21 protein-coding genes and 1 pseudogene are annotated in these 21,814 nt (G+C 54.0%); 10 read left to right on the top strand and 12 right to left on the bottom strand.

The window, feature by feature from the left end:
- Positions 1-135: 135 nt before the first annotated feature.
- The 4 genes from manX to A1830_RS02490 all read left to right on the top strand — a co-directional run bounded on the left by manX (position 136) and on the right by A1830_RS02490 (position 3,413).
- The gene (gene manX, locus A1830_RS02505) at positions 136-1,104 is read left to right on the top strand and encodes a PTS mannose transporter subunit IIAB (protein WP_067701261.1); all 969 of its coding nucleotides are present in this window, start codon (positions 136-138) and stop codon (positions 1,102-1,104) included.
- A gap of 68 nt (positions 1,105-1,172) precedes the next feature.
- Positions 1,173-1,973: a PTS mannose/fructose/sorbose transporter subunit IIC gene (locus A1830_RS02500; RefSeq protein ID WP_067701258.1), complete on the top strand. Its 801-nt coding sequence runs from the start codon at positions 1,173-1,175 to the stop codon at positions 1,971-1,973.
- 16 nt (positions 1,974-1,989) lie between these two features.
- Positions 1,990-2,853, top strand: coding sequence for a PTS mannose transporter subunit IID (locus A1830_RS02495; RefSeq protein WP_067701255.1), 864 nt, complete (start codon positions 1,990-1,992; stop codon positions 2,851-2,853).
- An 89-nt stretch (positions 2,854-2,942) separates the two neighbouring features.
- A complete protein-coding gene (locus A1830_RS02490; protein ID WP_067701252.1) occupies positions 2,943-3,413 on the top strand; it encodes a DUF986 family protein in 471 nt (156 codons plus the stop codon).
- 16 nt (positions 3,414-3,429) lie between these two features.
- Here A1830_RS02490 and rlmA read toward each other — a convergent pair whose 3' ends face one another.
- The 5 genes from rlmA to A1830_RS02470 form a co-directional block, all read right to left on the bottom strand.
- On the bottom strand, positions 3,430-4,263 hold the full coding sequence (gene rlmA / locus A1830_RS02485) for a 23S rRNA (guanine(745)-N(1))-methyltransferase (protein ID WP_067701249.1): 834 nt from the start codon (positions 4,261-4,263) through the stop codon (positions 3,430-3,432).
- 169 nt (positions 4,264-4,432) lie between these two features.
- Positions 4,433-4,642, bottom strand: coding sequence for a transcription antiterminator/RNA stability regulator CspE (gene cspE, locus A1830_RS02480; protein WP_001062678.1), 210 nt, complete (start codon positions 4,640-4,642; stop codon positions 4,433-4,435).
- An 81-nt stretch (positions 4,643-4,723) separates the two neighbouring features.
- Positions 4,724-4,792 carry a DUF2627 domain-containing protein gene (locus tag A1830_RS23155; RefSeq protein WP_231877563.1) on the bottom strand — a complete coding sequence of 23 codons (69 nt, stop codon included), beginning with the start codon at positions 4,790-4,792 and terminating at the stop codon, positions 4,724-4,726.
- Between the two features lie 553 nt (positions 4,793-5,345).
- On the bottom strand, positions 5,346-6,356 hold the full coding sequence (locus tag A1830_RS02475) for an MBL fold metallo-hydrolase (protein ID WP_067701246.1): 1,011 nt from the start codon (positions 6,354-6,356) through the stop codon (positions 5,346-5,348).
- An 18-nt stretch (positions 6,357-6,374) separates the two neighbouring features.
- Positions 6,375-6,647, bottom strand: a complete 273-nt coding sequence (locus tag A1830_RS02470; protein WP_067701243.1) for a YebO family protein — start codon at positions 6,645-6,647, stop codon at positions 6,375-6,377.
- A gap of 245 nt (positions 6,648-6,892) precedes the next feature.
- Here A1830_RS02470 and A1830_RS02465 point away from each other — a divergent pair, with 245 nt between their 5' ends.
- Complete coding sequence (locus A1830_RS02465) at positions 6,893-7,129, top strand: YobH family protein (protein ID WP_067701240.1); 237 nt, start codon at positions 6,893-6,895, stop codon at positions 7,127-7,129.
- A 103-nt stretch (positions 7,130-7,232) separates the two neighbouring features.
- A complete protein-coding gene (locus tag A1830_RS02460; protein ID WP_067701237.1) occupies positions 7,233-8,606 on the top strand; it encodes an MFS transporter in 1,374 nt (457 codons plus the stop codon).
- 98 nt (positions 8,607-8,704) lie between these two features.
- Here A1830_RS02460 and htpX read toward each other — a convergent pair whose 3' ends face one another.
- The 4 genes from htpX to A1830_RS02440 all read right to left on the bottom strand — a co-directional run bounded on the left by htpX (position 8,705) and on the right by A1830_RS02440 (position 13,158).
- On the bottom strand, positions 8,705-9,586 hold the full coding sequence (gene htpX, locus A1830_RS02455; protein ID WP_067701234.1) for a protease HtpX: 882 nt from the start codon (positions 9,584-9,586) through the stop codon (positions 8,705-8,707).
- Positions 9,587-9,827: 241 nt separating this feature from the next.
- A complete protein-coding gene (gene prc, locus A1830_RS02450) occupies positions 9,828-11,867 on the bottom strand; it encodes a carboxy terminal-processing peptidase (protein ID WP_067701232.1) in 2,040 nt (679 codons plus the stop codon).
- A 19-nt stretch (positions 11,868-11,886) separates the two neighbouring features.
- Positions 11,887-12,561 carry an RNA chaperone ProQ gene (gene proQ, locus A1830_RS02445; protein WP_067701228.1) on the bottom strand — a complete coding sequence of 225 codons (675 nt, stop codon included), beginning with the start codon at positions 12,559-12,561 and terminating at the stop codon, positions 11,887-11,889.
- A gap of 96 nt (positions 12,562-12,657) precedes the next feature.
- A complete protein-coding gene (locus tag A1830_RS02440; RefSeq protein WP_067701224.1) occupies positions 12,658-13,158 on the bottom strand; it encodes a GAF domain-containing protein in 501 nt (166 codons plus the stop codon).
- A 227-nt stretch (positions 13,159-13,385) separates the two neighbouring features.
- Between A1830_RS02440 and yebS the strand changes: the two genes are divergently transcribed.
- From yebS to rsmF, 3 genes are all read left to right on the top strand, one after another.
- Complete coding sequence (gene yebS / locus A1830_RS02435; protein ID WP_067701221.1) at positions 13,386-14,630, top strand: membrane integrity lipid transport subunit YebS; 1,245 nt, start codon at positions 13,386-13,388, stop codon at positions 14,628-14,630.
- Positions 14,599-17,232, top strand: a complete 2,634-nt coding sequence (locus A1830_RS02430) for a PqiB family protein (protein WP_067701218.1) — start codon at positions 14,599-14,601, stop codon at positions 17,230-17,232. The genes yebS and A1830_RS02430 overlap by 32 nt, the downstream gene beginning before the upstream one ends.
- 87 nt (positions 17,233-17,319) lie before the next feature.
- A complete protein-coding gene (rsmF, locus tag A1830_RS02425; protein WP_073980936.1) occupies positions 17,320-18,759 on the top strand; it encodes a 16S rRNA (cytosine(1407)-C(5))-methyltransferase RsmF in 1,440 nt (479 codons plus the stop codon).
- 4 nt (positions 18,760-18,763) lie between these two features.
- Here rsmF and A1830_RS02420 read toward each other — a convergent pair whose 3' ends face one another.
- From A1830_RS02420 to A1830_RS02410, 3 genes and pseudogenes are all read right to left on the bottom strand, one after another.
- Positions 18,764-19,411 (bottom strand): metallophosphoesterase, encoded by a 648-nt coding sequence (locus A1830_RS02420; RefSeq protein ID WP_067702197.1) that lies wholly within the window; start codon positions 19,409-19,411, stop codon positions 18,764-18,766.
- 267 nt (positions 19,412-19,678) lie between these two features.
- The gene (locus tag A1830_RS02415) at positions 19,679-19,978 is read right to left on the bottom strand and encodes a hypothetical protein (RefSeq protein ID WP_067701214.1); all 300 of its coding nucleotides are present in this window, start codon (positions 19,976-19,978) and stop codon (positions 19,679-19,681) included.
- Positions 19,979-20,235: 257 nt separating this feature from the next.
- Positions 20,236-20,891, bottom strand: a pseudogene (locus tag A1830_RS02410) (IS6 family transposase).
- A 506-nt stretch (positions 20,892-21,397) separates the two neighbouring features.
- Between A1830_RS02410 and mchS3 the strand changes: the two are divergent.
- Positions 21,398-21,805, top strand: coding sequence for an MchS3 family protein (mchS3, locus tag A1830_RS02405; RefSeq protein WP_067701211.1), 408 nt, complete (start codon positions 21,398-21,400; stop codon positions 21,803-21,805).
- The last annotated feature ends 9 nt before the right edge of the window (positions 21,806-21,814 follow it).

The raw sequence follows: 21,814 nt of genomic DNA, 5'->3' as shown, positions 1-21,814 counted from the left end.
CTTGATGAAATAATTATTCGTCCCCTGCCACGTCATGTTTTATACACAGCATCATAAAGGCTAGACCCTTTGATGACTACACGCGCGGCTCAGAAGTGTTTGTGGGCCGCTGGATAGAGTAAACGGAGGTAGCAAGTGACCATTGCTATTGTGATCGGCACGCACGGTTGGGCTGCTGAGCAGCTCATTAAAACGGCCGAAATGCTTCTCGGAGAACAGCAAAATATCGCGTGGATAGATTTTGTCCCGGGTGAAAATGCAGAAACTCTGATCGAGAAATATCAGGCGCGGCTGACCAATTTAGATACCCACCAGGGTGTCCTGTTTCTGGTTGACACCTGGGGAGGCAGTCCCTTTAATGCCGCCAGTCGTATTGTGGTTGATAAAGAAAATTATGAGGTGATCGCCGGGGTCAATATTCCCATGCTGGTGGAAACGCTGATGGCGCGCGATGACGACCCCAGCTTTGCTGAGCTGGTAGCCGTTGCCGTGGAAACGGGGCGTGAAGGGGTTAAGGCACTTAAAGCCAAAGCGCCTGAACCTGCCCCTGCACCTGTCCCCGCAGCGGTCAACGCCCCTGCTGCCCCCCAGAAACCTCTGGGACCTGAGGATCATATGAAAATCGGGCTGGCGCGTATTGATGACCGGTTAATCCATGGACAGGTTGCCACTCGCTGGACGAAAGAAACCAATGTGAACCGTATTATCGTCGTTAGCGATGAAGTCGCCGCCGACACCGTGCGTAAAACGCTGCTTACCCAGGTGGCCCCGCCGGGTGTAACGGCGCACGTCGTCGACGTTGCGAAAATGATACGGGTATGGAATAACCCAAAATATGCCCGGGACCGCGTCATGCTGCTGTTTACCAATCCTACCGACGTCGAACGTTTGGTTCAGGAAGGGGTGAAAATAACCAGCGTGAACATTGGCGGCATGGCATTTCGTCAGGGAAAAATTCAGGTTAATAACGCCGTGTCCGTTGATGATAAAGATATTGCGGCATTCAAAAAGCTTAACGAGCGCGGTATCGAACTGGAGGTGCGTAAGGTCTCCTCCGACCAGCGGTTAAAAATGATGGAGCTGATCACCAAAATGAATAAATAGCAAAAGTTCGCATTATTGCCTGAACGCACAGGCTTAACTCAGTTCATGACTTTTAGAGGAGAAGTGCAATGGAGATTACCACTCTTCAAATTGTACTAATATTTATCGTTGCCTGTATTGCAGGCATGGGATCAATTCTTGATGAATTCCAGTTCCACCGGCCGCTGGTGGCCTGTACCCTGATTGGTTTTGTCCTCGGTGATGTTAAAACCGGCGTCATTATCGGTGGTACGCTGGAAATGATCGCCCTTGGCTGGATGAACATTGGTGCCGCCGTGGCACCTGATGCCGCCCTCGCCTCCATCATTTCAACTATCCTGGTTATCGCCGGTGGGCAAAGCGTTGGAGCCGGTATCGCTCTGGCTATTCCGCTGGCAGCCGCCGGTCAGGTGCTGACCATCATTGTTCGAACCATTACCGTCGCCTTCCAGCATGCAGCCGATAAGGCCGCAGAAAAGGGCAACCTGACCGCAATTTCGTGGCTCCATGTTTCCGCACTGATTTTGCAGGCAATGCGTATCGCGATCCCGGCAGCCATCGTCGCCGTCTCCGTGGGAACCAACGTTGTCCAGGGGCTGCTGGATTCCATCCCTGAGGTGGTGACCAACGGTCTTAACATCGCGGGCGGCATGATTGTCGTTGTCGGTTACGCCATGGTCATCAACATGATGCGCGCCGGGTATCTGATGCCTTTCTTTTATCTGGGTTTCGTCACGGCGGCCTTTACCAGTTTCAACCTGGTTGCCCTGGGCGTCATCGGCGTGGTGATGGCGGTGCTCTATATCCAGCTGGCGCCAAAATATAATCGCGTGGCAGGTGCGCAGGCTTCAGGGCCAGCCGCTAATGACCTCGATAACGAATTAGATTAGGGAAAAGGTGAGCAAAATGGTTGATACCACTTCTACTACCACAGCAACGACTGTGCAAAAGAAACTGACGCCGGGTGACGTGCGTGGCGTGTTCCTGCGGTCAAACCTGTTTCAGGGGTCATGGAACTTCGAACGCATGCAGGCCCTGGGCTTCTGTTTCTCTATGGTGCCGGTTATCCGTCGGCTCTATCCTGAAAATAATGACGCCCGCAAGCAGGCCATTAAACGCCATCTGGAGTTTTTTAATACCCACCCTTATGTCGCGGCACCGGTACTCGGCGTCACCATGGCCATGGAGGAGCAGCGTGCGAACGGCGCAGCAATCGACGATGCGGCCATTAACGGCATCAAAGTCGGCCTGATGGGTCCGCTGGCTGGCGTGGGCGACCCGATATTCTGGGGCACCGTTCGCCCGGTTTTTGCTGCACTGGGTGCGGGCATCGCCATGACCGGCAGCCTGCTGGGGCCAGTTCTGTTCTTTGTCCTGTTTAACCTTGTCCGTCTGCTGGTGCGCTACTACGGCGTAGCCTATGGTTACCGTAAGGGCGTCGATATCGTAGGGGATATGGGCGGCGGCTTCCTGCAAAAGCTGACCGAGGGGGCGTCGATTCTTGGCCTCTTTGTGATGGGGGCGCTGGTCAATAAGTGGACGCACGTGGATGTGCCGCTGGTGGTATCCCGTATTACCGACCATACCGGAAAAACCACGGTAACCACCGTCCAGTCGATCCTGGATCAGCTTATGCCAGGCATGATACCGCTGCTGCTGACCTTCGGCTGTATGTGGCTGCTCCGTCGTAAAGTCAATGCGCTGTGGATTATCATGGGCTTCTTTGTCATTGGTATTTTTGGCTACTGGATTGGCCTGCTTGGCGTGTAACGCGTCGCCGGGGTAACCCGGCGAACTTAAAAGGTCGGCCGGAACCCGGGTTTATCATTCCGGTCGGCCTTTTGTGGGGATATTAAAAGATGTCACTGACTGATTATTTCATCGTGCTTTTTATCGCACTGTTTATGATGTATGCGATTTATGATGAGCTGATTACGGCTCGAAGACGGGGTGACACCCGGCTGAGGGTTCCCCTCAAGCGTCGCAATGGACTGGACAGCGCTATTTTTACCGGGCTGATTGCCATCCTCATCTACAGGAATATCACCAGTCAGGGGACGCAGGTCACCACCACTTTACTGATGGTGCTGGCCTTTTTTTCTGTCTATCTGTTCTGGCTGCGCCAGCCTAAACTGCTGTTTAAGGCAGAAGGTTTTTTCTATGGCCCGGTATTTATTGAATATCAGCGTATTCAGAGCATGAATCTTTCAGAGGACGGGGTGTTGGTTATCCAGCTTGAGCAGCGCCCACTCCACGTCCACGTCAGTAAGCTCGACGACCTGGAGAGCATTTACCATTTTATGGTCCGGCAGCACCTGGCAGATACCTGAACTACGCCGCTATCCGTCAGACTACGGCAGAGTGGCTATTACGCTGCCACAGGCGCAGCGTAAAGTCGGTTTCACACTCAAACTCAGGCGTGGTCGCCAGTACGCCCCACACTTCCGGACGCGCGCGCCATGCAAGCGGCGTCATTTGCAGCAGGGCGGCGGACTCTTCGCTGTTAAGCCGCATCGGGTAGTTAAGAGAGTGTTGCTCCACCAGTTCGAACCCTTCCATCTGCTCCGGGGTGTCGTCATGCAGCCGCACATCCTGGTAGATCAGCGCCTTAAACTGAATCAAGTGACGCGGACCGGGCGTGACCGTCAGCACGTATCCCTGCTCTTTCACCACCCGGGCCAGCTCCTGGGCTTTACAGGGCGCATAGATACGTAATACGGCATCAAAGGTACCTTCGGCAAAGGGCAGACGATGGCTGGATGCCACGCAGAATGAGACGTCACGGTAGCGCTTAGCACCGATCCTTACCGCCACCCGGGAAACATCAAGGCCGTGTATGTCCGCCTCGCCCTGGGCCGCCAGACGAAGCGCCACGGCATGGGTGTAATACCCCTCTCCGCAGCCGATATCCAGAACCCTGACCGGCCCTTCAGGCAGAACACGCGCAATCATGTCACAGACCTTCTGCTGGAGCGGGTGATAATGTCCGGCATCAAGGAATTCGCGTCTTGCCTGCATCATCTCTGCGCTGTCCCCGGGCTGCTTCGAGCGCTTATGCTGCACGGGCAGCAGGTTAACGTAGCCCTCTTTTGCCCGATCAAACTGGTGCCTGTTCTCGCAGCGCCAGCCAGACGCATCAGGCAGCAGAAGCTGGTGGCAAAGTGGGCATTGGTAGGACATAACGACTCTCCGGATAGTATTGACGGCGGCAGTTTACCGGAAACGGGAAGCGAGGGCAGAATTTATTGGCGTGCATGAAAAAGCCCTGCCGGTGCTGGCAGGGCTTTAGCATTAAGATTTTGGCCTGAAAGACTCACCGCGCACGGCGAGTCAGAGGCTAAGATCGAAATTAGATAGCGGTGACGTTCACAGCAGCAGGGCCTTTCTGGCCGTCCTGAATTTCGAACTCAACGTTCTGGCCTTCAGCCAGAGTTTTGAAGCCATTGCCCTGGATTGCAGAGAAGTGAACGAACACGTCTTTGCTGCCGTCTGCAGGGGTGATGAAACCAAAACCTTTAGACTCGTTGAACCACTTAACCTGACCTTTAATCTTTGCCATTTTGCAAATTCCTTAGAGTGTTTATTCGCCCGAGGGCTTAACGTACAGAAAAACCAGAGACATTACTGCATGAGGCACGGATTAAGGCTCGGCAAGGAAGCGGTATTCAACGTCTTTACTCGAAACTTCTTTACTGAAGATGCCATACATAAACAGAACTGTACCTCGTTTTAACTAAAAGCGTTATCACATATTCGTTTATTAATGGCAAGTCATTTTTAAACGGTATATGAGATATCGCTCAGGATTGAAACAGAACAAGGAGCGAATGCACATTTCTGCGAAGTGCGCACGCCATGTCAGACAGGTTTTACGCCGGATGAGGGATTAACGCCTGTACAGACAGCCTGTTACTGATTTCCGTATCCTGAAACCAAGCTTATCCTGCCGTCGTGCTTAAGTCTATTACCTGTTAAAACATTAAGTGAATACTAATCATTGATATTGCACTTTTATGGCAAAGCTTACTCAAAAAAATTCATTTAAATTGGGGTGAGTAAGTGATTACCCCGCTGCCCGTCTGGTACAAAAAAAAGTCACATTTAAAAGTAGCAATTTAAATTGCACCAAAATCAGGAGACTATATTTCTCACTGCCCCATTAGCAGGCAGTGAGAGACAACAATTAATAATGGTCGTACCATCAGTGATTTTGTTTTATTTGGAATATCAGGCTTTCCCTGCCTGTTAGCCCACACAGCGTTTTAAGAATTTTCCTGGCTGATATTATTCAGCGACCTTTTTACGCCTATTTTCCACGCCTGAAAGCGTGCGGCATCCAGGCCAGCAGCCTGCATAGCCGCTGCCAGCACGGCTGGCGGCTCGTCCAGTGATTCATCTGCCAGTTCAAATACGCCCCAGTGAATAGGAATGCTTAGCGGCTCTCCCAGCGCAGCATGCAGTGAAACCGCCTGTTCGGGATCCATATGCTGCCCGCGCATGAACCACGTTGGTGCATAGGCACCCACCGGCAGCGCCGCCAGATTAAAGGGGCCCAGCCGACGATTAATCTCCAGCAGGTTATCGCTGTACCCGCTGTCGCCGGTAAACCAGAAATTCACCGCCGATGATTTAACGGTCCAGCCGCACCAGAGCGCACGATTCCGATCAAAGGGCGTGCGCATGCTCCAGTGGCGTGCCGGAACCGCATGCACCGTGATACCCATGGTCTGGGTGCTTTCCCACCAGTCAAGCTGGGTTACCTTCACCGCCCCGCGCTTGCGGAACCAGGGTTCAAGCCCAAGCGGAACAACAAATTCCACGTCGGGGAAGCGACGCAGGATCTGTCTGATGGTCTTGCGGTCAAGATGATCATAGTGGCTGTGAGAGATCAGCACACCGTCCAGCGCGGGTAAGTCCTCGATGCTCAACGCGGCCGGGGTCTTACGCTTCGGCCCATAAAAGCTGAGGGGCGATGCGCGCGGCGAGAGAACGGGATCGATAAGGATGTATTTCCCCTCCAGTCGCAGCAGCAGACAGGCATGGCCCAGCCACCAGACGGCATCTTCACTGCCGCCCAGCTCGGCCCGGCGCCACCACTGCCCGATAAATCCGTCGTAACCCTGCGCGGGCGGAAAGGGTAGTCCGGCGGCTTTGCGCTCTTTTCGCCAGCGCCTGAGATCGCCATTCTGGCGCAGGTCAGGTTCGGGATTGCGAAAACCTTCAGGCGTATGATGCGCCTTGGCAGGATCGTACCAGGGATTTTTCCAGGCCATGCGTTTCCTTTGGAATAATTAACGTTCAGGAATGAGGCGAATAAATTCTTTGTTCTGGCTGTCGGAGGCGGGATCGCCCTTCTCATTACCGGCCAATGCGTCATTCAGGCGGCGAAGCAGCAGGGTTTGCCGTTTTTGCTCCTCCAGCAGCGACTCCAGCAGGCGGATATGCTGACTGGCCTTCACGCTGGCCCGATTGACAAAAAACCAGACTATCAGCCCGAGGATAACCAGCGCGAGCATAAAGCCTGTGGAAGCGAGCCCTGCCGCGCCATTTGCTAATTCATTCATAAAGGCCTCTAAAAGCTAATGTAATACATTATCTGCCAATGCAGACTTAGCCGAATTCTACCCGCTCCGCCTGGAAATGATAGCGTCATCACTGTTATTTAAGAACCTTCGCGAAGGCGTGTGACGACCCTTTGTGTATGCTTCATTACGAAATGCGGGCCGCGCCGCAGTATGCTGCTATTATGAGTGCCAGCAGCGAGGCGGTAACGTCAGGATTGCTGTTAAAACAATCTTAAGGAGAAAACATGAGATTTTTAGTTCGACTCGTTGCGCTGTTAATCATCATTTGGCTGGCCCTGCTGGTGACCGGCTATGGCGTACTGGCTGGCAGCACGAAAAATGTTGCGGGCATGGGCCTTCAGTGTCAGTACCTCACCGCAAGGGGGATGATAACGGCTCAGTACCTGCACACCGATAGCGGTATTGTGGGCGTAACCGACTGTCCGCTACTGAAAAAAAGCGCCGAAGTGGTCGATAACTGATACAAAGCGGGTCTGCGCCATGCAGATCCGCGCGGTTAAGTTGGATTGATCGCCAAAAAATCATTAGCATGGTGATATTCACCCCTCCTGCACAGTAAGGTCGATGCCGAAAACTCCCCCAATGGACGGACTGCCCGTTCCCCAGCGCTATGGCGCTATCCTGGCCATTGCGCTCGGCCTTACCGTTGCGGTGATGGACGGGGCTATCGCCAACGTCGCCCTGCCGACCATCGCCCGCGATTTGCTGGCCAGTCCGGCTGAATCTATCTGGATTGTTAACGCCTATCAGATGGCGATAATCGTCTCGCTACTCTCCCTCTCCTTCCTCGGCGATATTATCGGCTACCGGCGCATTTATCAGGCAGGACTGGTCATTTTCACCTGTACTTCGCTGTTTTGCGCCTTCTCCAGTACGCTGGGCATGCTTACCCTGGCGCGCGTGCTACAGGGCTTCGGCGGCGCGGCGCTGATGAGCGTGAATACGGCGCTGATCAGGATCATCTATCCGCAGCGGTTTCTCGGGCGCGGAATGGGCATCAATTCTCTTATCGTCGCCGTGTCCACCGCCGCCGGTCCAACCGTTGCGGCGGCTGTGCTTTCGGTCGCCTCATGGAAATGGCTGTTTCTGATTAATGTGCCAATAGGAATTGCGGCGCTGGCTCTGGCCCTGCGTTTTTTGCCGGACAACGCGCAGAAAGTCCAGGGGCAGCGCTTTGACGTTATCAGTGCGATGATGAATGCGCTGACCTTCGGCCTGCTCATCTCGGCCCTCAGCGGCTTTGCACAGGGGCAGAACACCCGGCTAATTCTGGCTGAAGTGGCTGCGCTGGTGGTTATCGGCTTTTTCTTTATCCGTCGCCAGCTGCGTTTACCCTTCCCACTGCTGCCGGTTGATCTCTTCCGTATACCGATCTTTTCCCTCTCCATTGGGACGTCGGTCTGCTCTTTCTGTGCCCAAATGCTGGCCATGGTTTCACTGCCGTTCTTTCTGCAATCGGTACTGATGCGGGGTGAGGTCGCCACCGGCCTGCTGCTGACGCCGTGGCCGCTGGCAACAATGATCGTGGCACCCATCGCAGGCAGACTGATTGAGCGCTACCACGCCGGTCTGCTGGGCGCTATTGGGCTTGCCCTGTTTGCCTCCGGCCTGTTTGCGCTGGCGCTGCTGCCCGCCTCACCGGGTGATATGGATATTATCTGGCGCATGGCGCTGTGCGGCGCGGGTTTCGGGCTGTTTCAGTCGCCAAATAACCATACGATCATCTCATCGGCTCCGCGTCAGCGAAGCGGCGGGGCCAGCGGTATGCTGGGAACCGCGCGCCTGCTGGGCCAGACCAGCGGTGCGGCGCTGGTGGCGCTGATGTTCAATCTGTTTGGCGATCGTGGCACGCACGCCTCGCTGGTGCTGGCAGGCAGTTTCGCCGTCGCGGCGGCGGTGGTCAGCGCAATGCGCATCCGCCAGCCCGACCCCGATTGATGCCTTCTGCGGCATAAAAAAACCGGGCCTGTGCTGATGCCTGTCACTTAAAGGTGCTCAGCATCAGGCACAGGCCCGGTTTTGACTCAAACCTACCGCTATTTCAGATATTGACCGCTGCGCAGCGCCTCGATGCGCTTATCCAGAGGTGGGTGGGACATAAACAGCTCGCTGAGCGATTTCGACTTACCGTTGATGCAGAATGCCTGCATGGTGCTGGCCTCCTGCGGCTCATAGCTGGTCTTCAGACGCTGTAGTGCGGCAATCATCTTCTCACGCCCCACCAGCTTAGCCGATCCGGCATCGGCGTGAAATTCGCGGTGACGCGAAAACCACATGGTAATAATGCTGGCAGCAATACCAAAGACCAGTTCCAGCACCATCGAAACGACAAAGTAGACCATTGGGTTGCCGTTGTTGCTCTCCCCTTCATCCCGATCGCCGGAGAGGAAACCTGCGGCCAGCTGGGCCAGTATGCGTGAAATAAAGATAACAAAGGTGTTCACGATACCCTGGATAAGCGTCATGGTGACCATGTCACCGTTAGCAATATGGCTGATTTCATGTGCCAGCACCGCTTCAGCTTCATCCCGGCTCATATTCTGGAGCAGCCCGGTGGATACCGCGACCAGTGACGCGTCACGACGCGCGCCGGTGGCGAACGCGTTAATATCCGGTGCGTGATAAATGGCCACCTGCGGCATGGCGATGCCGGCACGCTGAGCCTGTTGCGATATGGTCTGCATCAGCCAGCGTTCAGTTTCATTACGCGGCTGCTCTATCACTTCGCCACCAACGGATTTCAGGGCCATCCATTTCGACATCAGCAGTGAAACGAACGCACCGCCGAAGCCAAACAGACCCGCCATAATCATCAGGCCATAAACACTGCTCGACTGGATCCCCGTCAGGCTGAGTATCAGCCCGAAAACCAACATTACACCCAGGTTGGTCAGCAGGAAAAGCGCAATACGCATCATATAATTTCATCTTCCTCAGTTAACGGATTCGCACAACGCGGATAGCTATCGTATGGGTTCCGGAAAACATTTCAAGCGCTCTTAATCGTTAAGTACCTAAAAAAACATAACTTTACACTGTGAATGAACCCGATAGCGGATCGGTAAGAGATGCACTTTGGTGGTGCTGAGGAGGGTTGGAATACGCTGGAGGGGGCTGGCAGTAAAAACAAGGGCACAGACTGTGCTGTGCCCTGGGACGTTATTTTGCTGCGGAATCTGACGGTTGAGCTTTCTCAAGCTGCGCCATGTCATTGGCAATATTCACCGTCTCATCCAGATAAGGATCGGGTTCCTTATAGTCCTTAGGCAGATCGTCAAGCTTAGCCAGCGGCTTCTTGCCCTCCTGCTTCAGACGCGCGTTAATGCGCTCCAGACGCAGTGCATCATCTTCATGATTCTCTTTCTCGCGCTCGGCCAGATTGAGAGAGATAATGTTGCGCTTCTCCTTCATCGCGTTGAACCGCGCGATATCCTTGAGGATGTACTGGAACTCCTGATCCTTCGCAATACGTTCCTGATGATCCTTCAGCAGCTGCGGTACCAGCGCTTTAACGTCGCCGGTTTTGGTATAGTTCGCGGCCGTCACGCTATCCCATGGCAGCGCGTTATCCTCAAACTTCTCACCGGTTTCAATCGCTTCCACCCCGGTAGGCATCATCAGATCCGGCGTCACGCCTTTACGCTGCGTACTGCCGCCGTTGATGCGGTAGAACTTCTGAATGGTGTACTGGACGGAGCCCAGCGCAGGCCATTCAGGGCGCAGCATCTGATCGTAAATGCGGTTCAGCGAGCGATACTGCTGCACCGTCCCTTTCCCGAAGGTCGGCTCACCCACAATCAGTGCCCGGCCATAATCCTGCATGGCAGCGGCAAAGATTTCCGAGGCTGAGGCGCTGAAGCGATCGACCAGTACCACCAGCGGACCTTTATAATAAACGATCCCGTCGTTGTCGCTGTCCTGACGCACCTTGCCGATGTTGTCACGCACCTGAACCACGGGACCGCCTGGAATAAACAGGCCAGAGAGCGAAACCGCCTCGGTCAGTGCCCCGCCGCCGTTGGTGCGCAGATCGATGACAATACTGTCAACGTTTTGCTTTTGCAGCTTCTGCAACTGAACCTTAACATCGTCGGTCAACCCAACGTAAAAGCCGGGAATATCCAGTACGCCGACTTTCTGCTTGCCCACGTTATGCACGGTCATTTTCACCGCGCGATCCTCAAGACGGATCTTTTCACGCGTCAGCGTAACCAGGCGGGTTTTGGTGCCCTTACCTGCCGGCAGCACTTCAAGGCGCACCTTGCTACCTTTAGGGCCTTTGATCTGCGCAACAACGTCATCAAGTCGCCAGCCAATCACATCCACGATTGGCTTGCCCGGCTGGCCTACGCCGACAATTCTGTCGCCGACGGTGATTGATTTACTTTTCGCCGCCGGTCCGCCTGCCACCATAGAGTTGATGACGGTGTAATCGTCATCCATTTGCAGCACAGCACCGATCCCTTCAAGCGACAGGCTCATTTCGGTATTGAACTGCTCGGTGTTGCGTGGAGAAAGGTAGTTGGTATGAGGGTCGATCTCGTGAGCAAACGCGGTCATCGCCAGCTGGAACACATCTTCGCTGTTGCTCTGGGCCAGACGACGAATGGCAAACTGGTAGCGTTTGGTCAGGACATCGCGGATCTCTTTATCCGTTTTACCGGCCAGCTTGAGGCTGAGTTCGTCATATTTGACTTTCGCATCCCACAGCTGGTTCAGTTCGTCCGTCGTTTTCGGCCACGGCGCTTTGCTGCGGTCGATATCAACGGTGTCATGACCATTAAAATTCATCGGCTTATTGAGTACCGACAGCGCATATTGATAGCGCTCAAAACGACGCTTCTGCGCCAGATTGTATAAATCGTAAAACACGTCCAGCTGACCGGATTTTAGCTCGTCACCCAGGGTGCTCTTCTTGCTGTCGTACTGCTGGATATCAGAGGTCAGCAGCACGTTATGGCTGTAGTCGAGCAGATTAAGATAGCGTTCAAAAATCTTAACCGAAAAATCTTTATTAAGATCAAACTGGCGATAATGAGATCGCGTAAAGCGAGAAGCTACGCGCTCACTCACTGTGGCATGCTGCGGCTCCTGATGAAGCTGAGGGATCTGGTCTGCGCGCACGATGGTATCGGCGGCAAAGACCTGCCCTGCCAGAAGCAGTCCCGCAAGTGCGGTCGTTTTAAAAAAGTTGTTCATGCCCTGATTGGCCTCCGTATCAGAACTGCAAGTGTTCTGCGCGTACTATCATTGCCATGCCGGAAGCTAACTGTACACGGACGCCATCTTTGGTAATTTCAAGAATGGTGGCATCCATCGCACTTTTGCCTGCGGTGACTTTGATGTTCTGGCCGACTTGCAGTGCTGTGGTATCGGTAACGGGTTTGCTGCGCGGTGGTTGACGCTCTGCGGAAGGTGCGCGCTCGGCGGCAGGTTTGCTGCGGACTTTACGCGGCTGCTCACCTTCAGCGCCAGGTTTACGCACCGGCTTACGGGGACGGCGTGGAGCACCTTCTTCACCCGCTTCGCGTTTTTTTGCCTGCTGCTGTTCGCGCTGGGCCTGTACGCGGGCTTTCGCCTCTTCGAGCTGCTTACGGGCATGCTCAACATGCTGCTCTTCAAGGACGCCACACGCATTGCCGTCAAGATCAACGCGCGTTGCGCCTGCCTTGATGCCGTACAAATAACGCCAGCTTGACGTGTAAAGACGCAAAGCAGAACGAAGCTGAGTTTTACTCAGGTTCATTTCGCCCTGAACACGATCAACTAAATCCTGAAAGATGCCGATCTTAAGGGGTTTTGCTTCACCTTCAGCGCTAAAGCATTCGGGAAAACGCTCTGCCAGAAAGGCGATAACTTCTTTACTGCTATTCAACTTAGGTTGATTTTCCATGAAATTTCCTGATTACAACGGGTTTGCCAATCAGCGCAGGCATGAACAGGCGTCATTATAATGACACCGTCAGCAAATGCTACGTGATCCAGCGCTTTAGCTGCGTTTGATGTGAATAAATTTTTCCACATCCGATCCGGCCAGCACTTCACACAGCCCGTCGGTCAATGTTTTCAGTCCGACTTCATCATCATTGTCGAAGCGGTTATATTCCACGCTGTCGATATCCAGAACGCCGATTGTCTGGCCATTCACCACCAGCGGCAGGACGATTTCAGCATTGCTGGCCGCATCACAGGCTATATGGCCCGGGAAGGCGTGAACGTCCGCAACGCGCTGGATCGTGCATTCGGCTACCGCCGTACCGCACACCCCTTTACCCACAGGAATACGTACGCAGGCAATTTTGCCCTGAAACGGCCCTAATACCAGCGTGTCTGGCTCGGTCAGAAGATAAAACCCTGCCCAGTTGACGCCTTCAAGACGCTCGAATAAAAGCGCGCTACAATTACCCATTGCGGCCAGGAAGCTGGTTTCACCGGCGATAAGCGCGCGCAAATCGCGGTTGAGGTCCGAATAAAATTCTGTTTTTGTCATTTTTTAACCATTGTGGAAACTTGTCGCGCGGTGGATGATGACCGCACCTGATAAAATAAGCATGATATGTTCAGATCGATAAGGTGAATCATCTCAAGAGTTAATATACCCTTAGTACCGTCTGGACCTTAAGCATGACCCGATGTGTTATCTGACATCATGGTGTACGACCAGGCCTAACCCTGCCCTGCATACGCACTGCCGGGTCAATCAGCATAGTCAGGATTATGAAAATACTCACCATTAGTCATGCTCTGCCTCAGGCACGTTATCAGCGTTGTCCACAATGCGATACCCTTTTTTCCTTGCCGGATGTGAAATCAAACGAGTCTGCGCACTGCCCGCGCTGCAATGCACGCATCCTGAACGGTCGCGACTGGTCAATGACCCGTCTGACCGCCATGGCCGTCACCATGCTCCTGCTTATGCCGTTCGCCTTTAGTGAGTCGCTGGTTTCTATTCGGCTGCTCGGCACCAATATCAGCGCAACCCTGATTGGGGGCATTTATCAGATGGCCCAGCAGGGCAACGTGATCACCGCCTCTATGGTGGCGTTCTGCACCATTGGTGCGCCGGCGACGCTGGTGGCGTCAATTGCTTACCTCTATTTCGGCAAAAAGCTGGGGATGAATCTTCGCCCGGTACTCTTAATGCTCGAACGGCTGAAAGAGTGGGTCATGCTGGATATCTACCTGGTGGGTATTGCCGTCGCCTCAATTAAAGTGCAGGACTACGCCAGCATCACACCCGGCCCCGGACTAGTGGCCTTTATCTCGCTGGCGGTGCTCAGTCTGGTCACCCTGATTCATATGAACATTGAGCAGCTGTGGCACCGTTTTTATCCACAGCCGCAGCCGCAGGTTTCACCCGATAAGCTCAGGGTATGCCTGAGTTGCCACCATACCGGGCTACCTGACGAACGCGGACGCTGTCCCCGCTGTCATACTCCGCTGCGCCACCGTCGCCGCTTTAGCCTGCAAAAATCCTGGGCGGCGCTAATAGCGGCGATAGTTCTGCTCATTCCGGCCAACCTGCTGCCCATTTCTGTTATCTATCTGAATGGTGCCCGTAAAGAGGACACCATACTGTCAGGGATACTCTCGCTGGGATCGGGGAATGTGCCCGTCGCGGCAGTGGTTTTTATTGCCAGTATTTTAGTACCCTTTACTAAAGTGATTGTCCTGCTGACGTTGTTGATCAGCATACATTTTAACTGTGAACAGGGTCTTAAAACCCGTATCCGGCTACTGCGAGTGGTTACCTGGGTTGGGCGCTGGTCTATGCTGGACCTGTTTGTCATCTCGTTAACCATGTCGCTGGTCAATCGCGATCAGCTTCTGGCTTTTACTATGGGACCGGCGGCCTTCTATTTTGGCTCATCGGTCATACTTACTATCCTTGCCGTTGAGTGGCTGGATAGCCGTTTACTTTGGGATGCTCATGCAACAGGAAACGCCGACTACACCGACTGACGCACGTATAAAGAGACGGCGCAGAATTTCACCGTTCTGGCTGCTGCCTTTTATTGCGCTGCTTATCGCGGGCTGGCTCGTCTGGACGAATTACCAGGAGCGCGGCTCCACGGTCACCATTGATTTTGCCACGGCTGACGGCATCGTCCCAGGCCGTACGCCGGTGCGCTATCAGGGCGTAGAGGTCGGGCTTGTGCAGGGCATCAGCATGACTGACGATCTGCGCACCATCAAAATCAAGGCCAGTATCAAGAGCGATATGCGCGATGCGCTGCGCGACGAAACGCAGTTCTGGCTGGTGACGCCCAAAGCATCACTGGCAGGCGTATCGGGTCTGGATGCGCTGGTGGGCGGCAACTACATCGGTATGATGCCGGGCAAGGGCAAGCCGCGTGAGAATTTCGTCGCGCTGGATACGCAGCCTAAATACCGCGTTAACACCGGCGAAATGCTCATTCATCTGCATACGGCCGATCTGGGATCGCTGAACAGCGGCTCGCTGGTCTATTTCCGTAAAATTCCCGTTGGCCGCGTTTACGACTACAGCATTAATGCGGGTAATCGGGGCGTTACTGTCGATGTGCTGATTGAGCGACGCTTCACTAATCTGGTGAAAAAGGACAGCCGCTTCTGGAATGTCTCCGGGCTTAAGGCAGATGTTGGGTTAAGCGGGGCGAAAGTGCAGCTGGAGAGTCTGGCGGCGCTGGTGAACGGTGCCATCGCCTTTGACTCGCCGGATGCCTCGCCCCAGGCAAAAACGGATGATAACTACGATCTCTATCCCGACCTGGCGCACAGCCATCGTGGGGTGGTGATTGCGCTGGATCTGCCTGACGGTAAAAATCTGCGCGCCAACAGTACGCCGCTGATGTATCAGGGGTTGGAAGTAGGCACCCTGACCGCACTCAATTTGCAGCCGGGCGGCAAGGTAACCGGTGAACTGACGCTGGATCCGTCCGTTACCGGGCTGATGCGTACCGGCACGCGTATTGAAATGCGCAGCCCTAAAATCAGCCTGACCGACAGCAGCCTCAGCAGCCTGCTGACCGGCAATACGCTGGAGCTGATCCCCGGCGACGGTGAGCCGCAGGATCGCTTTACCGTCTTGCAAAGCAACGCTGCGCTACTCCAGCAGCCGGACGCCATTGCGGTGAAGCTGACCGCCCCCGAAAGCTACGGCATTGATGCAGGGCAACCCCTGATGCTGCACGGTATGCAGATTGGCCAGGTTGTCAGCCGCGATCTTACCGACAAAGGGGTTAATTTCAGCGTGGCCATCGCGGCTAAATACCGCCATCTGGTACATGGTGACAGTAAGTTTATCATCAACAGCCGGCTGGACGTGAAGCTGGGACTGGACGGGATGGAGGTGCTGGGTGCCAGCGCCAGTGAATGGGTCAACGGCGGCATACGGCTGGAGCCTGGTAACAAGGGTGAAGTGAAATCCAGCTACCCGCTCTATGCCAATGCGGAGAAGGCGGCGGAGGGTATTACCACCAATCAGCTGCCCACCACCCTCACCCTGACAGCCAACAGCCTGCCCGATATTCAGGCCGGTTCCGTGGTGCTCTACCGCAAGTTCCAGGTGGGCGAGATCGTAGATGTCATTCCGAAAGCCAGCCAGTTTGACGTGCGCGTGCATATCAAGCCGGAGTATCGCAATCTGCTCACGGCGAACAGCGTGTTCTGGGCTGAGGGCGGCGCGCGCGTACAGCTTAACGGCGGCGGACTGACGGTCCAGGCTTCACCGCTTAACCGTGCGATAAAAGGAGCGATCAGCTTTGATAACCTGACCGGCGCGGGCATCGGTCTGACCAGTAAAGACAAACGCGTGCTCTACGCCTCTGAGACGATGGCGCGTGCGGTAGGTAGCCAGATTATGCTGCACACCTTTGATGCCAGTAAGCTTTCACCCGGTATGCCGATTCGCTACCTTGGCATAACCATTGGGCAGCTTGAATCGCTGGCGCTGAATCAGGATAAAAACCAGGTGATCGCAAAAGCCGTGCTTTACCCTGAATACGTGAATGATTTTGCGCGCTATGGCAGCCGCTTCTCGGTGGTCTCGCCGGTTATCTCCGCGGCCGGGGTTAATCATCTTGATACGCTGCTGCAGCCCTATATCAATGTCGATCCGGGTAAAGGCCAGGCGCAGCGCACCTTTGAACTTCAGGAGTCCACCATCACCGACGCGCGCTATCTTGATGGCCTGAACGTGGTAATGGACGCACCTGAGGGCGGCTCGCTTTCCGTGGGTACACCGGTGCTGTTCCGCGGAATTGAAGTGGGTACCGTGACCGGCACCTCTCTGGGCGCAATGGCTGACCGGGTGCAGATAACCCTGCGGATCAGTAAAAAGTACCAGCATCTGGTGCGTAATAACTCGGTCTTCTGGCTGGCCTCGGGCTATAACCTGAAATTCGGTCTGATCGGCGGGGNGAAAACCGGCACCTTCCAGCAGTTCATTCAGGGCGGCATTGCGTTTGCCACGCCGCCAACGATCCCACTGGCGCCGCAGGCCACCTCTGGCAAGCACTATCTGCTGGAGGACGAAGAGCCGAAAGACTGGCGTAAATGGGGGACCGCGGTTCCCGCTAAATAAGTCATAACGGGCAGCCTGGCTGCCCGTTTTTTTTACGTCCTCCGCCTGTGGTAAACTCCCTGCACTTTATCCCAGCGGAATTTTTCAGTGTCCCAATCTTCCCGAGTCTATTTCCCCGAGTCATTTCTCGACCAGATGCGCGCCCTGCTGCCCGATGCAGCGGATTATGAGCGCTTTATCGCTATCAGCCAGCAGCCGCTGCGTCGCAGCATTCGCGTCAATACGTTAAAAATCACCGTCGAGGCATTTCTGCTGCTGGTTGAACCGTACCGCTGGGCACTGACGCCCATTCCCTGGTGTAAAGAAGGTTTTTGGATCGCACGGGAAGACGCCGATGCCCTGCCGCTGGGCAGCACGGCGGAACATCTCGCTGGCCTGTTTTACATTCAGGAAGCCAGCTCAATGTTGCCGGTCACCGCGCTGTTTGACGGCATGCCGGAGCCCGAGCGAGTGATGGACGTTGCCGCTGCGCCCGGCTCCAAAACCACGCAAATTGCCGCCCGCATGGGTAACCGGGGTGCCGTGCTGGCCAACGAGTACTCTGCCAGCCGGGTGAAGGTGCTGCATGCCAACCTCAGCCGCTGCGGCGTCAGCAATACCGCGATTGCCCATTTCGACGGTCGCGTATACGGCCCGGCCCTGCCTGAAAGCTTCGACGCGGTACTGCTGGACGCGCCCTGCTCGGGTGAAGGCGTTATCCGTAAGGATGCGGATGCACTGCGCAACTGGTCGCCCGAAAGCACGGCTGACATTGCTGCCACCCAGTACGATTTAATCGACAGCGCTTTCCATACGCTGCGTCCGGGCGGCACGCTGGTCTACTCCACCTGCACATTGAATCAGAGTGAAAACCAACAGGTCATCGCCTGGCTGATGGCCAAATATCCCGACGCGGTGGCGATTGAGCCGCTCAACGGGCTGTTCGCGGGCGCAGAGCGCGCCGCTACGCCGGAGGGTTTTCTGCACGTCTTCCCGCAGATTTTCGACAGTGAGGGCTTTTTTGTGGCGCGCCTGCGCAAGCTGCAAAGCGTTCCGCCGATGCCCGCGCCGGGCTATAAAGTCGGCAAACTCCCCTTCTCCCCGGTCAAAAACCGGGAGCAGCAGGAGATCAGCGCGGCAGCAGCAAAAGCGGGACTGGTATGGAACAGTGCGACACACAGCCTGTGGCAGCGCGATAAGGAGCTGTGGCTCTTTCCGCAGGCGATAGAATCTCTGCTGGGTAAAGTGCGGTTTTCACGTATCGGCATCAAGCTGGCAGAAACCTTCCCTAAAGGCTGGCGCTGGCAGCATGAAGCCGTGATTGCGCTGGCGGACCCGCACGCCACCAACCGCTTCGAACTGACGCTTGCCGAAGCCGAAGAGTGGTACAGAGGACGGGATATCTACCCGGAACGGGACCTGCCGGGAAGTGAAATTTTGGTCACCTGCCAGCATCAGCCTGTCGGCATAGCTAAAAAGGTGGGAAGCCGGATAAAAAATAATTATCCGCGCGATCTGGTGCGCGACGGAAAACTTTTCTCATCCTGATGGCTTACTGTATCTGCGCCAGCGTCAGCGAGTGACCAAAAACAGCACCGGTATCTATATAGTGCTGATTGAAAGCGTGAAGCGGCGTATCAAGGGGCGTATGACCAAAATAAAAGGCATCCGCCCCACGGATCTCCGCACCCGTTCCGTTTTGCAGGCGTTCAAGACGGGTCCTGCTCCAGACCACGTCGGTGGTATCCACCGCGGCCCCCCAGGCGTAAACGGCGGCGGGGTAATCGGCATGAGCGACCACGACAATGCGGCTGCCCTGCACGATATGCAGGATCAGCGGCAGCAGGCGGCACTGGCTCAGCGCATGCTTTGCCTCGATCATGCCCGGCCCGCTCAGCTCATAAAACCAGTCGCCACCGTTTCGAATCCACGAACTGTGCTGTCCGACGGTCAGCGCAGCGATCGCCATTTCTTCATGATTACCCCTTACGCTGCGAAACCACGGCTCAGTCAACAGCGTCAGGCAGCCGAGACTGTCCGGCCCCCGGTCGATCAGATCGCCGACGGCGACCAGCAGGTCTTGAGAATAATCAAAATTCACCTCACGCAGCCTTTCATCCAGCAGTTGCCGACAGCCGTGCAGGTCGCCGACGATATAGATATGTCGCCAGCTTTCACCGTTAAGAGACTGATAGATCATAATGAGACCGCCCAAACATTTCCGGGAAATATTGACTGTATGTTTAAGATTAACCTCCTACAGTGTAGGCAGTTTACCGACGAGGGTAGTATGAGCTTATGAGCAGCCGTAAACAGTTTTATTGCCTGCTGGCGGTCATTACCGTGGGGAGCGTGCTGGTGATTGAGGGGCTGGCGAGACTGGTGCACCTGATTATTGTGGGATAAAGCCAGGGGCAGCGTCAGCGGTGAATCAATGTGATTCACGCCTGACGCAACGATAACGGGATTACCTGGCTTTCAGGGCCCGCGGGTTTTTGCGCAGCGACGCCGACCAGTTATACTCTTTAATCTCACTCTCTTTCGCAGAGGCAGGCTTGCGAGGCTTGCTGGCGATAACCGCTTTAGTCGTCTCCTTCACTACGCGATCTTTCATCACCAAACGCTTAGCTTCCTTCAGGATCTCTTTTTCCTCTTTCTTGCTGGCGATATGCGCCAGTTTAAGCGTCAGATGCTTCACTTTGGCTTGAACCAGCTCTTTCTCGGCATCAGTAAACTGGTCAATCGAAATTTCTTTGTCACTTTTCATCAGGTTGGCTCCAGGCCATTACGTACGGACGCAATTGTCGTGTATCGGTCTTGCCTCCTGAGGGTAGAGCCTTGACGCACGATTAACAAGAGAAAGCGCATATTTCGTGCGGAATAATCGGAAACTCGTTGACTATAGTCTTAAATCTGAGGTAAATGCGGCGGATTGTGCTGACATGCAAGCTGGCTGGGTAAATGATCATCGCCTGCAAAAGCAGGGGCACTGTTGCAAAGTTCACGATGAGGTGGCCTTTTGTATTATTGAAAGACCTTACATTTCAAAGACCCGGCTAACCAGACGCATCTCGCCCAGGGGAGCACCATAATAAAATGTTGAGGCCTGACCTCTACGAGTGCACGTATAACCTCAATACCTTTGATTGTGGCGTANACCAGACGCATCTCGCCCAGGGGAGCACCATAATAAAATGTTGAGGCCTGACCTCTACGAGTGCACGTATAACCTCAATACCTTTGATTGTGGCGTAAGCCGTCTTCATGGATTCAAATCCCAGCGTGGCGCTGATTATTCTTTTCAGCTTCCCGTGATCGCATTCAATAACGTTATTACGGTACTTAATCTGTCGGTGTTCAACGTCAGGCGAACACCGGCCTTCACGTTTAAGCAGAGCGAGGGCCCGGTAAAGATAAGCCCAGCGACCATTGACCTTCACGTACGTTTCATCAATGTGCCACGGGTTGAGATCGGAAGGATTACGCCAGCACCAGCGCAGTCGTTTTTCCATTTCAGGCGCATAACGCTGAACCCAGCGGTAAATAGTGGAGTGATCGACATTCACACCCTCAGCCAGCATCTCCTGCAGCTCAGGGTAGCTGATGCCGTATTTGCAGTACCAGCGTACCGCCCACAGAATGATGTCACGCTGAAAATGCCGGCCTTTGAATAGGTTCATGCGCTGCTCCGTCAGCAAAAGGTGGCTATAATTTTATCACCTCCAAATTTTTGCAACAGTGCCGTTCGCTCCAAGTTGGACTGTATGCACGAACCCCCCGTTCAGTCCGACTACCGCGTCATGTAAGGTAACTATCGTCTTTAGTCCAACCCTTACAGGCACATCAAATCTCCATTGGCTGTAGCCATTGGTAACTGAGGTATACGAGAGAGATATTTAGAAGGTCTTGGAGTAGAGCCTGACTGCGGCTACATTGGCAGAAGAGTTTTGGTATCTGCGGTCTCGTATACCCAGTTACCTTCGGAACTAAGAGTTGGTAGCTCTGAATTCCGGCAAACAGACCACCGTTGGTAGCGGTGGTTTTTTTTGTTTGCAGCCCAAGAGACTACTGTTACCTTTCCGCCATATCAAGAAAAAGCTCATTAAAGTTAAAAAATTATTGTGACCAACTTCACAAACGGCGATCATTAAAGCTGTTATATTCACCGCAAAAGTTGGAGTATTAAATGAAATGGAAAACACTATTTTTATTTTTTCTTGGGATCGCTTGGTCAACAAAAGCATCAGTTCAAAACGATACAGAAATAGAAAAGGAATTATCAACCGTTAAATTTTTTTCTATTGGACTTAATGGATTTGTGGCAAAAAAAATGCCACAACAAATAATATACGAAAAAGTACTAGAAAATACCAATTCAGTATCAATTTTTAAAAACGTTATGGAAAGCCATGAATCTACACCAGAAGGTAAGGCATATTCTGCATGTGGCCTCTGGGAAAATAAAGAACCAGAAAAAATAAAATTAAAAGATGAATACGGTGACCTAAATGTAACAATATTAAGTGGTGACATCCTTAGGCAAGAATCCTTAGGGAAGTTTATTGGTAACATCAAGAAGCATGGTTGTAAATAAAGGAGAGTA

This window comes from Erwinia sp. ErVv1, assembly GCF_900068895.1.
Classification (GTDB): domain Bacteria; phylum Pseudomonadota; class Gammaproteobacteria; order Enterobacterales; family Enterobacteriaceae; genus Erwinia.
The sequence above is the reverse complement of the archived record's forward strand: the minus strand, read 5'-3'. Positions and strand labels throughout refer to the sequence as shown.

Excerpts from the sequence above, each read along its gene's own strand:
- A1830_RS02500 (WP_067701258.1), top strand. The coding sequence starts at position 1,173 with ATGGAGATTACCACTCTTCAAATTGTACTAATATTTATCGTTGCCTGT.
- A1830_RS02495 (WP_067701255.1), top strand. The coding sequence starts at position 1,990 with ATGGTTGATACCACTTCTACTACCACAGCAACGACTGTGCAAAAGAAA.
- A1830_RS02490 (WP_067701252.1), top strand. The coding sequence starts at position 2,943 with ATGTCACTGACTGATTATTTCATCGTGCTTTTTATCGCACTGTTTATG.
- rlmA (WP_067701249.1), bottom strand. The coding sequence starts at position 4,263 with ATGTCCTACCAATGCCCACTTTGCCACCAGCTTCTGCTGCCTGATGCG.
- cspE (WP_001062678.1), bottom strand. The coding sequence starts at position 4,642 with ATGGCAAAGATTAAAGGTCAGGTTAAGTGGTTCAACGAGTCTAAAGGT.
- A1830_RS02475 (WP_067701246.1), bottom strand. The coding sequence starts at position 6,356 with ATGGCCTGGAAAAATCCCTGGTACGATCCTGCCAAGGCGCATCATACG.
- A1830_RS02470 (WP_067701243.1), bottom strand. The coding sequence starts at position 6,647 with ATGAATGAATTAGCAAATGGCGCGGCAGGGCTCGCTTCCACAGGCTTT.
- A1830_RS02465 (WP_067701240.1), top strand. The coding sequence starts at position 6,893 with ATGAGATTTTTAGTTCGACTCGTTGCGCTGTTAATCATCATTTGGCTG.
- A1830_RS02460 (WP_067701237.1), top strand. The coding sequence starts at position 7,233 with ATGCCGAAAACTCCCCCAATGGACGGACTGCCCGTTCCCCAGCGCTAT.
- htpX (WP_067701234.1), bottom strand. The coding sequence starts at position 9,586 with ATGATGCGTATTGCGCTTTTCCTGCTGACCAACCTGGGTGTAATGTTG.
- prc (WP_067701232.1), bottom strand. The coding sequence starts at position 11,867 with ATGAACAACTTTTTTAAAACGACCGCACTTGCGGGACTGCTTCTGGCA.
- proQ (WP_067701228.1), bottom strand. The coding sequence starts at position 12,561 with ATGGAAAATCAACCTAAGTTGAATAGCAGTAAAGAAGTTATCGCCTTT.
- A1830_RS02440 (WP_067701224.1), bottom strand. The coding sequence starts at position 13,158 with ATGACAAAAACAGAATTTTATTCGGACCTCAACCGCGATTTGCGCGCG.
- yebS (WP_067701221.1), top strand. The coding sequence starts at position 13,386 with ATGAAAATACTCACCATTAGTCATGCTCTGCCTCAGGCACGTTATCAG.
- A1830_RS02420 (WP_067702197.1), bottom strand. The coding sequence starts at position 19,411 with ATGATCTATCAGTCTCTTAACGGTGAAAGCTGGCGACATATCTATATC.
- A1830_RS02415 (WP_067701214.1), bottom strand. The coding sequence starts at position 19,978 with ATGAAAAGTGACAAAGAAATTTCGATTGACCAGTTTACTGATGCCGAG.
- mchS3 (WP_067701211.1), top strand. The coding sequence starts at position 21,398 with ATGAAATGGAAAACACTATTTTTATTTTTTCTTGGGATCGCTTGGTCA.